15 protein-coding genes are annotated in these 13,886 nt (G+C 42.5%); 10 read left to right on the plus strand and 5 right to left on the minus strand.

Annotated features, from left to right (window positions below):
• Positions 1-176 precede the first annotated feature (176 nt).
• Entirely contained in the window at positions 177-902 is a 726-nt protein-coding gene (locus ABID99_RS13605; protein ID WP_129568672.1) for a glycosyltransferase family 2 protein, read from the minus strand.
• 184 nt (positions 903-1,086) lie between these two features.
• On the opposite strand from ABID99_RS13605, the gene ABID99_RS13610 reads away from it, so the two are divergent.
• From ABID99_RS13610 to ABID99_RS13655, 10 genes are all read left to right on the plus strand, one after another.
• Positions 1,087-2,376 carry a transglycosylase domain-containing protein gene (locus tag ABID99_RS13610; RefSeq protein ID WP_373614034.1) on the plus strand — a complete coding sequence of 430 codons (1,290 nt, stop codon included), beginning with the start codon at positions 1,087-1,089 and terminating at the stop codon, positions 2,374-2,376.
• A 1-nt stretch (position 2,377) separates the two neighbouring features.
• The gene (locus tag ABID99_RS13615; protein ID WP_373614036.1) at positions 2,378-3,376 is read left to right on the plus strand and encodes a hypothetical protein; all 999 of its coding nucleotides are present in this window, start codon (positions 2,378-2,380) and stop codon (positions 3,374-3,376) included.
• A 99-nt stretch (positions 3,377-3,475) separates the two neighbouring features.
• Entirely contained in the window at positions 3,476-4,183 is a 708-nt protein-coding gene (locus ABID99_RS13620; RefSeq protein ID WP_090525031.1) for a 3'-5' exonuclease, read from the plus strand.
• Between the two features lie 2 nt (positions 4,184-4,185).
• Positions 4,186-5,883, plus strand: a complete 1,698-nt coding sequence (locus ABID99_RS13625) for an ABC transporter ATP-binding protein (RefSeq protein WP_090525029.1) — start codon at positions 4,186-4,188, stop codon at positions 5,881-5,883.
• Positions 5,884-5,961: 78 nt separating this feature from the next.
• Entirely contained in the window at positions 5,962-8,100 is a 2,139-nt protein-coding gene (gene rnr, locus ABID99_RS13630) for a ribonuclease R (protein ID WP_090525028.1), read from the plus strand.
• 89 nt (positions 8,101-8,189) lie between these two features.
• Positions 8,190-9,164 (plus strand): polyprenyl synthetase family protein, encoded by a 975-nt coding sequence (locus ABID99_RS13635; RefSeq protein ID WP_373614037.1) that lies wholly within the window; start codon positions 8,190-8,192, stop codon positions 9,162-9,164.
• A 13-nt stretch (positions 9,165-9,177) separates the two neighbouring features.
• Positions 9,178-9,537, plus strand: a complete 360-nt coding sequence (locus ABID99_RS13640; RefSeq protein WP_354482273.1) for an energy transducer TonB — start codon at positions 9,178-9,180, stop codon at positions 9,535-9,537.
• A gap of 2 nt (positions 9,538-9,539) precedes the next feature.
• Positions 9,540-9,848 carry a hypothetical protein gene (locus tag ABID99_RS13645; RefSeq protein WP_373614038.1) on the plus strand — a complete coding sequence of 103 codons (309 nt, stop codon included), beginning with the start codon at positions 9,540-9,542 and terminating at the stop codon, positions 9,846-9,848.
• Between the two features lie 117 nt (positions 9,849-9,965).
• Positions 9,966-11,558: a M1 family metallopeptidase gene (locus ABID99_RS13650; protein ID WP_373614039.1), complete on the plus strand. Its 1,593-nt coding sequence runs from the start codon at positions 9,966-9,968 to the stop codon at positions 11,556-11,558.
• A 4-nt stretch (positions 11,559-11,562) separates the two neighbouring features.
• On the plus strand, positions 11,563-11,979 hold the full coding sequence (locus tag ABID99_RS13655; RefSeq protein ID WP_354482265.1) for an energy transducer TonB: 417 nt from the start codon (positions 11,563-11,565) through the stop codon (positions 11,977-11,979).
• Positions 11,980-12,045: 66 nt separating this feature from the next.
• On the opposite strand, the gene rpmA is transcribed toward ABID99_RS13655, so the two are convergent.
• The 4 genes from rpmA to ABID99_RS13675 all read right to left on the minus strand — a co-directional run bounded on the left by rpmA (position 12,046) and on the right by ABID99_RS13675 (position 13,833).
• Complete coding sequence (rpmA, locus tag ABID99_RS13660) at positions 12,046-12,468, minus strand: 50S ribosomal protein L27 (protein WP_110583361.1); 423 nt, start codon at positions 12,466-12,468, stop codon at positions 12,046-12,048.
• A gap of 49 nt (positions 12,469-12,517) precedes the next feature.
• Positions 12,518-12,826, minus strand: a complete 309-nt coding sequence (rplU, locus tag ABID99_RS13665) for a 50S ribosomal protein L21 (RefSeq protein ID WP_090467954.1) — start codon at positions 12,824-12,826, stop codon at positions 12,518-12,520.
• 75 nt (positions 12,827-12,901) lie between these two features.
• Positions 12,902-13,408, minus strand: a complete 507-nt coding sequence (locus ABID99_RS13670; RefSeq protein WP_090525014.1) for a hypothetical protein — start codon at positions 13,406-13,408, stop codon at positions 12,902-12,904.
• 59 nt (positions 13,409-13,467) lie between these two features.
• Positions 13,468-13,833, minus strand: coding sequence for a four helix bundle protein (locus ABID99_RS13675; RefSeq protein WP_373614040.1), 366 nt, complete (start codon positions 13,831-13,833; stop codon positions 13,468-13,470).
• Positions 13,834-13,886 lie beyond the last annotated feature (53 nt).

Below are 13,886 nucleotides of genomic sequence, written 5' to 3' on the forward strand. Positions count from 1 at the left end.
TAGAACCTGTTTAACACGTTGATTTGTATATTGAGACGCGTCACATTGCATCTCCTGTGTGCAATTTAAAATGGATTGGGCCACTCTAAAAAGCGGCTTTCGTCATTCAAGTTCTTGCTGATAATTTCCGTGAAGAAGAAATACAGTTTATGAAAGCCACTCCGGCAGAAAAACTCTTATTTTGATTTAAACAAGCCATATTTAAGGATACAGTAAATGGCCCTAACCCCATCCTTCCATCCTATCTTTTTGCCTTCTTCATAAGTACGGCCATAATAGGAAATACCTACCTCATAGATCCTGATCCGGTGCACCCTCGAGATCTTTTGGGTAACCTCAGGCTCAAAGCCAAAACGCTTTTCAGTGAGCTTTATGGATTGGATAACTTTGGTATTGAACAATTTATAGCATGTTTCCATATCAGTAAGGTTAAGATTGGAAAACATGTTTGAAGCAAAGGTAAGCCATCTGTTGCCAATGGTATGCCAAAAAAACAGGATACGGTGAGGGTTACTTCCCATAAACCTGGAACCATAAACCACATCGGCAAAACCTGCTACTACGGGTTTTAACAGGTCGTTGTATTCAGCGGGATCATATTCAAGGTCGGCATCCTGGATGATCAGGTAATCGCCTGTAGCTTTTGCTATACCTGTATGTAAAGCTGCTCCCTTACCTTTGTTTACTTCATGCTTAAAGTACTGAATGTTAACTTCGGGGTTGGCAAGTTTATATTTATAAATAGCTGCTTCTGTATCATCCTTTGAGCAATCATTTACAATGATCACTTCTTTTTCAATATCGTTGATAAGGTTTACCTCCTTAATTTTATCCAAAATTAAATGTATGGTTTTACCTTCGTTGTAAGCCGGAATAATAATTGATAATTTTTGTATCGTCATTTATTGTATTATTGCCTCGTAGATTTTTGCCACAATTATAGTTGTATAAACCTGAACTGGCTTAATATTTTTATATTTAGTAATGCAATTTGTGCTAAAACGAGCTAAAAGTTATTTAAAAAAGCCTAAAGTTATAGTCTCGCTTTTCTTTTTGTTTGTTTTAACCCTGATATTTTGGTTTTGTTTGCCCAATCCTTTATTTAATAGTCCCACCTCCTACGTAATTGACGATGATCAGGGCCAGTTACTCGGTGCATCCATAGCAAATGATGGCCAATGGCGCTTTCCTTATAATCCCACAGTACCCGAAAAATTCAAACAATGTATTATCACTTTTGAGGATAAACGCTTTGAGCATCACCCCGGCTTTGATATTGTTGCTTTTAGCCGGGCCATCAAACAAAACCTGAGCTCGAAAAAGGTAAGCAGCGGTGGCAGTACCCTTACTATGCAGGTGATCAGGCTGGCTACCAGGCATAAACGCAATATCTGGAATAAACTGAAAGAGATTTTCATGGCAATGCGCCTTGAAGTAACCCATAGCAAAAGCGAAATTTTAGCGTTATATACCAGTAACGCCCCCTTCGGCACCAATGTCATTGGGCTGGATGCAGCGTCATGGCGATATTTTGGCCGCAGCCCTGATAAACTTTCCTGGGGCGAAATGGCGGCTATGGCTGTTTTGCCTAACTCGCCATCCCTGGTACATCCCGGCAGGAACAGGGCCATACTGCTCCGCAAACGAAATTCATTATTGGATAGATTGCATAAGGCAGGTATCATTGATAGTACAACTGCAGCCCTCGCCCGGCTCGAGCCTGTGCCCGACAGACCGATGACCCTTCCTCAACTTGCTCCACACCTGCTGCAACGTTTTAAAGCCGATCATCAGGCTAAGCCCGAGGGAGATACCCGCATTACAAGCAGCATCAAGTCGTCGCTTCAGCAACAGGTAAATGATATCCTGGAGCAGCATCATAGTTTACTAAAGGCTAATGATATCAACAATATTGCCGCCATTGTACTTGATGTTGAAACAGGTGCAACACTTGCATATGCCGGTAACATATCCCACCGGGAGGACCCGCAAATGGAGAGCGATGTTGATGTGATAGATGCCCCGCGAAGCCCCGGAAGTACCCTGAAGCCGCTGTTATACGCGGCAATGCTGCACGACGGGCTGATATTACCCAATAGCCTGATGCCCGATGTACCTACCATGATCGCGGGTTACCATCCCGAAAACTTTGATTTGGGTTACGACGGCGCCGTTCCTGCATCGCGGGCCTTATCCCGTTCGCTGAATGTACCGGCGGTTAAAATGCTGCAGCAATACAAATACGAACGCTTTTATGATTTTTTGCATAAAGCAGGCATCACCACTTTAACCAAACCTGCCGATCACTATGGACTGTCGTTAATATTGGGCGGGGGGGGAAAACACACTTTGGGAATTAAGCGGTGCTTATGCTGATATGGCGCGTGTGCTTAATCATTACAACAAAAACGGTGGCAAGTATAACCCTGCCGATTTTCATAATCCTGTTTACGAAAAGAAGCCTGCAGCCAAACCTGAACTTGAAAAGTCCGGACTGTTGGATGCAGCATCTATTTATTACACTTTCCAGGCCATGGAGGAAGTGATGCGGCCGGGCGAGGAAATGCTTTGGCAGCAATTTAGCTCGAGCCAGCGCGTGGCCTGGAAAACCGGTACAAGCTTTGGCTTTCGCGATGGATGGGCAATTGGGGTTACTCCTAAATATGTTGTTGGCGTTTGGGTTGGCAATACCGATGGCGAGGGCCGGCCGGGCTTAACGGGCATTAACACAGCTGCACCTGCCCTGTTTGAAATCTTCAGGCTATTGCCCGTATCGCGCGATTGGTTTGAAATGCCAATGGGCGAAATGGTGAAAATAAATGTGTGCAAACAAAGCGGCTACCGGGCCGGGCAATACTGCCAGGATGCAGATGAGCAATATGTACCCAAAAGCGGCCTGAAAGCCCCTGTTTGTCCTTACCATCAATTGGTGCATTTATCTGCCGATGCCAAATGGCAGGTAAACGGTAATTGTGAGCCGCCGGATAACATCCTCAATAAAAGCTGGTTTGTGTTGCCGCCATCTATGGAATATTATTACAAAGCCAGAAACTATCAATATCATGTACTCCCGCCCTTTCGCCCGGATTGTATCCAGGCCGACAATGGAAATACAATGGAAGTCATCTACCCTAAAAACGGCGCTAAAATATACGTGCCCCTTGAAGCAGACGGCACCCGTGGCCGCATGATTTGCAACGCAGCACACCGCCAGCCAGGTATGAAGATTTTTTGGCACCTGGATGATCAGTACGTTGGCGAGACCAAAGATTTTCACCAGGTGGCTTTAAACCCACCTCCGGGCAAACATATTCTTACGTTGGTTGATGGCAACGGCAATACTATCAGCATAGCGTTTGAAGTATTGAAGAAATAAAAAACACAACTTATCGATTTTAATTTTTCTGTAAACTAAATGTCCGCAGCAACCATCTACTAACTTTATCATTATATTGGCTCGATAATTTTTAACCGGATGCTTGAACAGTACGATCTGCATAATTTATTGGTAATTGATATCGAAACTGTGCCGCAGTACAGCACCCACGAACAACTGCCCGAAAATCTGCAGGTTTTATGGGAACTAAAAACCCGGCATCAACGCAAAGATGAACCTGCTGACATTCATTATGAGCGCGCCGGCATCTGGGCCGAGTTTGGTAAAATAGTTTGCATTTCGGCCGGGATCTTTATTGCCGGGAAAAACATTGGCTTGAGGGTAAAATCTTTTGCATCACATGATGAAAAAGAATTGCTTACCAAATTCTGCAACCTGTTGGTCAGTCAACCGCCCAACCTTATTTTATGTGCTCATAATGGCAAGGAATTTGACTTCCCGTACCTATGCCGCCGTTTACTGGTAAACGGCATACCAATTCCGCCGCAGCTGCAAATAGCGGGTAAAAAGCCCTGGGAGATTGTCCATTTAGATACCATGGAATTATGGAAGTTTGGCGATCACAAACACTACACTTCCTTAAACCTGCTTACCACAATTTTTAATATCCCGACCTCCAAAGACGATATAGATGGCAGCGATGTAGGCCGCGTATACTGGAATGAAAACCAGTTGGAGCGCATTTGCGCTTATTGCCAAAAAGATGTGATAGCTACAGCACAACTATTAAGACGTTACCGCGGCGAAGAACTGATAGCAGACGAATTTATAACCATTGTAGGCTAATAATGCTTAAAGTCAGTGATCTGTCGGTTAGTTTTAAGAATGGTAAAAACCAGTTCACAGCGGTAAAGGGAATTTCTTTTACACTTAACAAAGGTGAAACCATTGGCATTGTCGGCGAATCCGGCTCTGGCAAATCTGTTACCTCCCTTGCCCTGATGCGTTTGCTTAATGAAGATCAGTCCCTAATAGATGGCTCTGTACTTTTAAATGGTGTATGCCTGTGCAAATTATCGGAAGATGAAATGCGGCGTGTGCGCGGCAACCAGGTAGCCATGATTTTCCAGGAGCCCATGACCTCGCTTAACCCGGTACTTACTTGTGGCTTTCAGCTTACGGAAGCTATCAGGTTGCATTTAGGATCAAGTAAAGCGGAGGCTAAACAAAAAACCATTGAGCTGTTTAAAGAAGTACAATTACCGCGGCCCGAAGCCATATTCAACAGCTATCCTCACCAAATTTCGGGCGGACAAAAACAACGGGTAATGATAGCGATGGCTTTGGCCTGCAACCCGGAGATTTTGATTGCCGATGAGCCCACCACCGCACTTGACGTTACCGTGCAAAAAACCATCATTGAACTGCTGCACAAGCTGAAAGCCGAACGGCACATGAGCCTGATCTTTATATCGCATGATTTGGGCGTGATCAAAGAAATTGCCGACCGGGTTTTGGTGATGTACAAAGGCGAGATTATAGAGGAAGCCGCGGTAAAAGATCTATTCGCAAATCCCCGGCACCCTTATACTAAAGGATTGCTGGCCTGCCGCCCTTCCCCGCAGCAGCATTTGAAAAAGCTCCCTGTTGTGGCCGATTTTCTGGATGGGGCCAGGCCCGCAGTAACTATAGAAAACATCAGGGAATTATATCATTACCCGGACACTGAAATCGCCGAGAGAAAGCGTAAACTATATGAACAGCAGCCTTTGTTAAAGGCAGATAAATTAAACACCTGGTTTCCAACTGATACAGGATTTTTCAAACGGAAAGATCATGTTGTAAAAGCAGTGAACAATGTAAGCTTTGATGTATATCCAGGCGAAACCTTAGGCCTCGTCGGCGAATCAGGCTGTGGAAAAACCACTTTGGGGCGAAGCATTTTAAGGTTGATAGAACCAACATCGGGCAAGGTTTCTTTTGACGGCACTGATCTTCGTGAACTTAAAAAAAATGAGTTGAGGCAGATCAGAAAAGATATCCAGATCATTTTTCAGGATCCATACTCATCATTAAATCCTAAGCTTACCGTTGGGCAATCGCTTATGGAGCCATTGCAGGTACATCAGTTTTACAGTAACGATACAACCCGCAAACGAAAGGTACTTGAATTGCTTGAACGGGTCAATCTGCTGCCCGCACATTTTGACCGTTATCCGCATGAGTTTTCGGGCGGACAACGGCAACGGATTGTTATTGCCCGGGCTTTGGCGCTCCAGCCTAAATTTATCATTTGCGATGAATCAGTATCGGCGCTTGATGTATCGGTTCAGGCCCAGGTATTAAACCTCATCCGCGAACTACAAGACGAACTTAAATTGACCTATATCTTTATTTCGCATGATTTGGCCGTGATTAAACATATCTCCGACCGGATTATGGTGATGAACAAAGGCGAAATACTGGAAACCGGCTATCCCGACGATATTTATTATCGCCCAAAAGAAGAATACACCAAAAGGCTGATCGCTTCAATACCGGGTTGATTAAAACTGCTTTATCCATCACTATTGGGCCAAGATAGGGTATCCAAAATTCTGTATCTTTGATGCAAATACTATTCTATGTCTAAACGTAAGAAAAACAACTCTTCTATACACCAGGTACTTACCCAAATGGTACTTGATATATTTGAACAAAACGGCAATACGCCACTCAATTATAAACAGGTTTCTGCTAAATTAAACGTCCGTGACCCCGAATCGCGCGAGATCATCTACGACATCTTAAAAGACGAGGTTAAAAAATCGGTATTAAAAGAAATCGCTCCGGGCAAATTCCAGCTGCTTGAACTTAAAACCTTTATTGAAGGCGTAGTTGACCTTACCAATGATGGTTCTGCCTTTATCGTTACCGATGACGAGTTTGAAAGCGATATTTTCATCGCTCCTCGTAAGCTTCGCACCGCCCTTAACGGCGACCGTGTGAAAGTTTATGTATACGCCAAAAGTAAAGGCAAGCACAAAGAAGGCGAGGTTATCGAAATTCTGCAGCGTGCCAAAATGGAGTTTACGGGCATTGTTAAACTCTCAGAACGATACGCGTTTTTTATTCCTGATGATCGTAAGATGATGCACGATATTTTCATCCCCATTAGCGAGCTTAACGGGGCTAAAAATGGCATCAAAGCTGTAGCCGAAATTACCGACTGGCCAACGGAAGCCAAAAACCCTATCGGAAGGATCAAACATATCTTAGGAGCCCAGGGTGAAAACGATACGGAGATGAACGCCATCCTGGCCGAATATGGTTTTCCGCTATCATTTCCTGCCGAGGTTGAGCATGATGCTGAAGAAATTCCGGATGCGATCACGCCCGAAGAAATTGCCAAACGCCGTGATTTCCGAAACATCACCACCTTTACCATCGACCCATTTGATGCCAAAGACTTTGACGATGCCCTATCCTACCGTGCACTGGAAAACGGAAATTACGAAGTCGGTGTTCACATTGCCGACGTATCACACTACATCATTCCCGATTCGGCTTTAGACAAAGAAGCTTTGGACAGGGCCACATCAGTTTACCTTGTGGACAGGGTTATACCAATGCTACCGGAAAGACTGTCAAACGGCCTTTGCTCTCTTCGCCCTAAAGAAGAAAAACTCTGCTTTTCGGCAGTGTTTGAAATGGATGAGAACGCAAATATCATTACCGAATGGTATGGCAAAACCGTCATTTACTCCGACAGGCGTTTTACTTACGAAGAGGTGCAGGAAGTAATAGAAAGCGGCGAGGGTGATTTTAAAGATGAAATATTTAAGCTTAATGCGCTGGCCTATAAACTGCGCGACCGCAAATTTAAAAACGGCGCTATCAGCTTTGAAACTACTGAGGTTAAGTTCAAACTGGATGAAAACGGTAAACCAACAGGCGTTTATGTAAAAGAGCGCAAAGACGCCCATAAACTGATCGAAGATTTTATGTTGCTGGCTAACCGCAAAGTAGCTGAGCGCGTAAGCAAAATGGGCAAGGGCAAGCACAAATACACTTTTGTTTATCGCGTGCATGATTCGCCCAAGCCCGATGCGCTGGCCAATTTTGCCCAATTTGCAGCCAGGTTTGGTTATAAAATCAATACAAAATCTGACAAGGAAACAGCAAAATCCCTCAATTACCTGATGGAAGACGTAGAGGGCAAAAAAGAACAGAACGTGCTAACCCATCTGGCTATCCGCTCCATGGCTAAAGCTATTTATACCACTAAAAGCAGCAGTCATTACGGTTTGGCTTTTGATCATTATACGCATTTTACCTCACCAATTCGCCGCTATCCGGATGTAATGGTACACAGGCTCCTGTTCCATTATTTAAACGGCGGTCAATCAGCCAATGCCGAGTTTTATGAAAAGCTATGTTCGCACAGTTCTTTAATGGAGAAAAAAGCCGCCGATGCAGAGCGTTCTTCAGTAAAATACAAACAAGCTGAGTATCTTCGCGACCAGGTTGGCAACACCTTTATGGGTATCATATCGGGCGTTACCGAATGGGGCATGTATGTGGAGATCATCGAAAATAAATGCGAGGGTATGATCCGCCTGCGTGATATCTCGGACGATTTTTATACTTTGGACGAGAAAAACTATGCCATCATCGGTCAGCGTAAAAAGAAAATTTACCAACTGGGCGATGAAGTAAAGATTAAGGTAAAACAGGTTGATCTGACCAAAAAACAGATAGACTTTATATTGGTACAAGAATAATGAACCGTGATTCGCCTGATTTTAGGATTTCCTGATATTTATAATCAAGTCGATCCTAAAATCAAGAAAATCAGGGTTCCCGTAAATAAATGAAACAACTTACAGAGTTACAGTTACTAATAAATGATGCAGTAGGCAAACTAAGCTATCCCGCTTACCCGGCCGATCTGTATGAACCGATAAGCTATATTTTATCTATTGGCGGAAAACGTATGCGCCCTGCCCTGCTCCTGCTGGCCTGTGACCTTTTTGGCGGCGACGTTGACAGGGCTATTGAACCCGCACTGGCTATAGAGGTATTCCATAATTTCACGCTGATGCATGATGATATTATGGATAAAGCCCCGCTCCGCCGTGGCAAAGCAACTGTGCATGAAAAATGGAACGCCAATGTTGCTATCCTCTCCGGCGATGCCATGATGGTAGAAGCCAACCGCATGATGATGAAGGTTGATGACAGCATTTTACGTAATGTACTTGACGTTTTTAACGATACTGCGACCGGCGTGTGCGAAGGCCAGCAAATTGATATGAGCTTTGAACAGCGTAACGATGTAAGTATCGAAGAGTACATCAACATGATCCGCCTTAAAACTGCTGTACTGTTAGGTGGTACATTAAAAATCGGCTCCATCATTGGCGGTGCAGCTTTAACCGACGCTGATTTGATTGATTCTTTCGGGGTTAACCTTGGTATAGCCTTCCAGCTACAGGACGACATACTGGATGTTTATGGCGATCCTGAAAAGTTTGGCAAGCAGGTTGGCGGCGATATCATCTCCAATAAAAAAACATTTTTGCTAATCAGGGCCCTTGAACTGACAAAAGGCAGCCAGGCACAAACGCTAAACCGATGGCTGAGCGCTACTGAATTTGACACTGCAGAAAAAGTTAAAGCCATAACAAACATTTACAACGAACTTGATATCAGGCAGCATGCTGAAAAAGCCATGCAAACCTATGCTAATAAGGCTTTTGCAGCCCTCGACGCTATTGATCTGCCCGAAGATCATAAACAATACCTGCGAGATTTTGCAGACGGCTTGCTGGTGAGGGAGAATTGATTTATATTTAAGGATGAAGAAATTTTCACCCATCCTTATCATTTTAATGGTTTCATTAAGCGCTAAGGCGCAAAAACTTACGCCTCCGCATTTCCGTGGTGGCGATAAGGCATTTCATGAATTTTTAGATCAAAACTTAAAATGGCCAAAGGATTCACTTGTTAAGCAAGGTATAGTCAAAGTAAGTTTTTATGTGGAGAGTAATGGTTTACTGTCGGGCATTAAACTTGTACAAGGTTTTGCTCCTGAATTTGACAAGGAAGCTTTAAGAGTTATTAACCTTTCTCCAAGGTGGGTTCCTGCTACTCGCGATGGCAAGTTTATCAAATCAAAATATTCTGTGCCCATTCTATATGAATCAATAGAATTGTGAGCATGAAAACAATTTTCGTTATCATATCTTTATCGTTTTGGCCGATCTTAGTAAAAGCGCAAACTGAAACTTCTAAAATTGATACCGAAGAGTATAAATGCAATTGTGGCATTAAGGTAGACAAGCAACCAGAATTTCCAGGCGGCACCAATAATTTCTTCATTTTCGTGAGAAAAAATTTGCGATGGCCGGTTAAAAGTCAGGATATTGAAGGGCGGGTGATAGTTGAAGCAACAATTACGAGAAACGGCAAATTAACAGACGCAATTGTAAAAAGAGGTTTATCCAAAGAACAAGACAGGGCTGCGTGAGATTGTGGATGCCCAAGCCTTGTAAATTATTCATTCAACAACTGAAAACCAGCAATTTTGTACACCAACCGTTAGCCAGCCAGATATGCTGTTATATTTTAAACCCAACAACATTAAATGAAAAAGTTCTCATTTATTTTAATGATCTTGTTATCGTCAGTCTCCCTGTATGCCCAAACCCTCACCTCAGGCGGAAAGCTGAAACCCGAGCAAGCTATAATGGATGTGCGGCATTATACCATTTCGCTTGCTGTTGATCCTGTACAGAAAACCATTGATGGTTTTACTACCATTGATGTAATCATGGCGAAACCCACCAGGGTTTTATTGTTTGACCTGTTAGATTCTTTAACTATCAGCAAGGTTTTAGTAAATGGCAAACAGGAAGCATTTGAATACAAGAATAACCTCATTACCATTAATACAGCCAAAGAACTACCGGCTGGCAAAGCAAGCGTTAAAGTAATTTATGGCGGCAAACCGCATGTTGCCCGTCGCCCACCATGGGACGACGGTTTTATCTGGACACAAGACTCGACCAGACACCAGTGGATGGCCATCACGGCCGAAGGTACAGGCGGCAAATTGTATTTCCCTTGTAAAGATCACCCTTCCGACGAACCAAACGAGGGTGTAGACATGTTCATCACCGTTCCTAAAGATCTGGTAGTTGCCGGCCCAGGATTATTAAAAAGTGTAAGCAAACAAAAGGGAACAGCAACTTTCCATTGGCAAACCAAATACACCATTAACAATTACAGTATCTTGTTCAATGCAGGTGACTATACCGTAGTAACTCGTCCGTATACTACTGTAGATGGGCATAATGTACCTATCCAGTTTTATGTATTAAAGGAACATGCCGCCAAAGCCGAGCATCACCTCGATATTTTTGTAAAAACCATCAAAGAACAGGAGAAATACTTTGGCGAATATCCCTGGGCAAAAGAAAAGATAGGCATCGTTGAAACCCCTCACCTGGGCATGGAGCATCAAACCATGAATGCCTACGGCGCCAAATTTAAATATACCAAAGTTGGCGGCGAGGATTATGACGGCCTCATGCACCACGAGTTTGGCCACGAATGGTGGGGCAATAAAGTTACCGCTAAGGATTGGGCCGATTACTGGATCCACGAGGGCATCTGTACTTATGGCGACGCGCTGTACGTAAGGGAATTTGAAGGCGAAAAAGCTTATATCAAATTTTTCCAAAGTTCAGCACTGTCATTCGGCAATAAAATCCCGCTTGTTATCGGGAAAGATATTGACGAAGAATCGGCTTATAATGGAGATATCTATGGTAAAGGGGCTTTCTTTATGCATACACTCAGGTATATTATGGGCGATAGCACTTTCTTCCCTACCCTTAAAGGTTTTGTTACCGCCCCCCGTTATACCTACAGTAATTTGGCCAGTACCGATGATGTAATGCAGTATTTTAGCAAGGCTGCAGGTAAGGATTTGAAACCATTGTTCGATATGTACATCTATTCAATCAATAAACTGGAAGTACATGTTAAGGCCCAACGTGGCGATAAATACCAGGTTCAGTTGCTTAATATCGATATGCCATTGCCAATTGATATCACTGCAGATGGCATTACTAAACGCTATACGCTTGATAAAAAAGGCATTACCATAACCAGCAAAACTATGCCGGTTATTGATCCTGATACTTACTATTTAAAGAAACTGATCATCGAATAAACACATGAGATATCTGCTTGTATTTGGCTTGATTATAATACCTGTTGCGTTGTTTGCACAAGGCAAAGCTAAAAGGGAGAATGTTAAACCAGATACAACAGTTTATAAAACAGTAGATGTACAGCCAGAATTTCCCGGAGGCACAGAAAAGTGGACAAATTATCTTTTTAAAGTACCGATACCAAAAGACTACGACAAAGAGAATACACAGGCCAGTTTTCTTATACAAATGATTATAGAAACCGACGGAAGTGTAACGCATGCCAATGTCAGGAGGAAAATAAACGAAGCAATGTGCAAAGCATTCATTGCTCATGTAAACAAATCACCAAAATGGAAGCCGGGGCGTATTAATGGCAAACCGGTAAGGGTTTTGTATAGTTCTCCTATTAGTTGTTTTATGCTGCAATCTGACGAATAATCACAAAATAAAAAATCCCGATCAAAATTGACCGGGATTTTTTATATCCTAATATTTGTTAACTGATTATTCAGCTACAGTTTCTTCAGCAGCATCAGCAGCTTCTTCTTTCTTAGCTTTTGGTGCAGCAGCTTTTTTTGCTTTTGGAGCTTCTTCAGCAGCAGGAGCTTCAACAGCTACAGCTTCTTTTTTAGCTTTTGGTGCAGGTGCAGCTACTTCTTCAACTTCAGCAGCTTCAAACGGAACTACTGATACGTATGAACGGTTATCGGCTTTCTTTTTGAAAACTACGATACCTTCGGCCAGTGCAAATAAAGTATGATCTTTACCAAGACCAACGTTTAAGCCTGGGTTGTGTTTAGTACCACGCTGACGTACGATGATGTTACCTGCGATTGCTGGCTGACCACCGAAAATTTTGATACCTAAACGCTTGCTATGTGACTCACGACCGTTTCTTGAACTACCGGCCCCTTTCTTATGTGCCATTTTTTATATCTTTTATGGAATTGCAGAACAACTCCGGTTCAACCTTTAATTATAATGTAATACCGGTGATCTCAATCTTGGTAAATTGCTGACGGTGACCGTTTTTCTTTTTGTAACCTTTTCTTCTTTTCTTTTTAAAGATAATTACTTTATCACCTTTTAAATGTGACACGATCTTAGCCGATACTTTAGCGCCTTTCAAATCAGAACCTAATTTGAATTTACCTTCGTTTTCTGCTAACAATACACTGTCAAATTCAATACTAGCGCCTTCATCGCCTTGTAACCTGTGTACAAAGATCTGCTGGTCTTTGGCAACTTTAAATTGCTGTCCTGCTATACTTACTATTGCGTACATGTTTGTTAAATATTGTTTTAAATTTCGAGGTGCAAATATAGGGATTGATTATTTAATAAACAACATCCCAATATTTTATTTTTTGCCGCGGTTCTCTACGTCGGTAAGTTTTTTCTGGATCTCCCCTATCAACCGCTGGTTGGCATCAATCAGCTTGGCATTACCAAAATAATCACTGTCGAAGATTACACGCTTTGTTTTTTCTTTATACTTAAACTCAATGATATACCGAACCGCCTTATTTGCAGCAGCAGATGTTGTATCACCAATTTCTTTCGACGGAAAATCCCAAAAACCCAGGTCGGCAGCTTTGCGGTGCAGGTATAACAGGTCGTCTTTGGTTAAACGTAAATGCTCTTTCACCAACGAATCGCGCCTGTCAAGGTACTGGAACATACCTGTACGTGAATCGTATTTATTTACAAGACTGTCCTTATGACCATACTGAAAACTGATCGATTCAAAATCAACGAAGCGGTATGGTGCGTTCTTGATCATCATACCATAATAATAAACGCAGTACAGTATAAACGGCACCACAACAGTCATGATCAGGAATACTTTTTTTAAACGGGGAGACATATATATTAATTAGTGAATTATTGAATTAGTGAGTTAGTGAATTAAATCACTGTTAAATTTCATGACACGGTTTTTCTTGATGCTGAAGTGATTTTTAATATCTGGATTGCTTCATCCAACAAGACTGCCAAGTCTGATTGTTTTACAACTTCGGCCTCAATTAATACTTCCATCCAAAATGCTGATTCATCAGCTTCCTCTACAACAGTTGAAAGTTTTGAATGAAATTCGGCCTGTGAACGAGCTCTGCAAGCAGCACGATAGTTGGCCCCTACCGATGACGAAGATCTTAATAATTGCCTTCCGATAATTTTTGCTTCCTCCGTTTTAGGTAGAGTTTTGAAAAACTTAATATTATCTACTACGAATTTCTTAGTGCGATTTCTAAATTGCTCAGCAAAATCTGTTTTACTTGTATCTTTCATATACCTGATTAATTATTGATAAGGTGATTAAAATGCGATAAGGGGAAATTAAT

Source organism: Mucilaginibacter sp. OAE612, from assembly GCF_041806395.1.
Classification (GTDB): domain Bacteria; phylum Bacteroidota; class Bacteroidia; order Sphingobacteriales; family Sphingobacteriaceae; genus Mucilaginibacter; species Mucilaginibacter rubeus.

What these genes read in the sequence shown, in the direction of transcription:
- ABID99_RS13650 (WP_373614039.1), top strand. Translation starts at nt 9,966, where the DNA reads ATGAAAAAGTTCTCATTTATTTTAATGATCTTGTTATCGTCAGTCTCC.
- ABID99_RS13635 (WP_373614037.1), top strand. Translation starts at nt 8,190, where the DNA reads ATGAAACAACTTACAGAGTTACAGTTACTAATAAATGATGCAGTAGGC.
- rnr (WP_090525028.1), top strand. Translation starts at nt 5,962, where the DNA reads ATGTCTAAACGTAAGAAAAACAACTCTTCTATACACCAGGTACTTACC.
- rpmA (WP_110583361.1), bottom strand. Translation starts at nt 12,468, where the DNA reads ATGGCACATAAGAAAGGGGCCGGTAGTTCAAGAAACGGTCGTGAGTCA.
- ABID99_RS13645 (WP_373614038.1), top strand. Translation starts at nt 9,540, where the DNA reads ATGAAAACAATTTTCGTTATCATATCTTTATCGTTTTGGCCGATCTTA.
- ABID99_RS13640 (WP_354482273.1), top strand. Translation starts at nt 9,178, where the DNA reads ATGAAGAAATTTTCACCCATCCTTATCATTTTAATGGTTTCATTAAGC.
- ABID99_RS13620 (WP_090525031.1), top strand. Translation starts at nt 3,476, where the DNA reads ATGCTTGAACAGTACGATCTGCATAATTTATTGGTAATTGATATCGAA.
- ABID99_RS13605 (WP_129568672.1), bottom strand. Translation starts at nt 902, where the DNA reads ATGACGATACAAAAATTATCAATTATTATTCCGGCTTACAACGAAGGT.
- ABID99_RS13670 (WP_090525014.1), bottom strand. Translation starts at nt 13,408, where the DNA reads ATGTCTCCCCGTTTAAAAAAAGTATTCCTGATCATGACTGTTGTGGTG.
- ABID99_RS13655 (WP_354482265.1), top strand. Translation starts at nt 11,563, where the DNA reads ATGAGATATCTGCTTGTATTTGGCTTGATTATAATACCTGTTGCGTTG.
- ABID99_RS13615 (WP_373614036.1), top strand. Translation starts at nt 2,378, where the DNA reads ATGGCGCGTGTGCTTAATCATTACAACAAAAACGGTGGCAAGTATAAC.
- ABID99_RS13675 (WP_373614040.1), bottom strand. Translation starts at nt 13,833, where the DNA reads ATGAAAGATACAAGTAAAACAGATTTTGCTGAGCAATTTAGAAATCGC.
- ABID99_RS13625 (WP_090525029.1), top strand. Translation starts at nt 4,186, where the DNA reads ATGCTTAAAGTCAGTGATCTGTCGGTTAGTTTTAAGAATGGTAAAAAC.
- rplU (WP_090467954.1), bottom strand. Translation starts at nt 12,826, where the DNA reads ATGTACGCAATAGTAAGTATAGCAGGACAGCAATTTAAAGTTGCCAAA.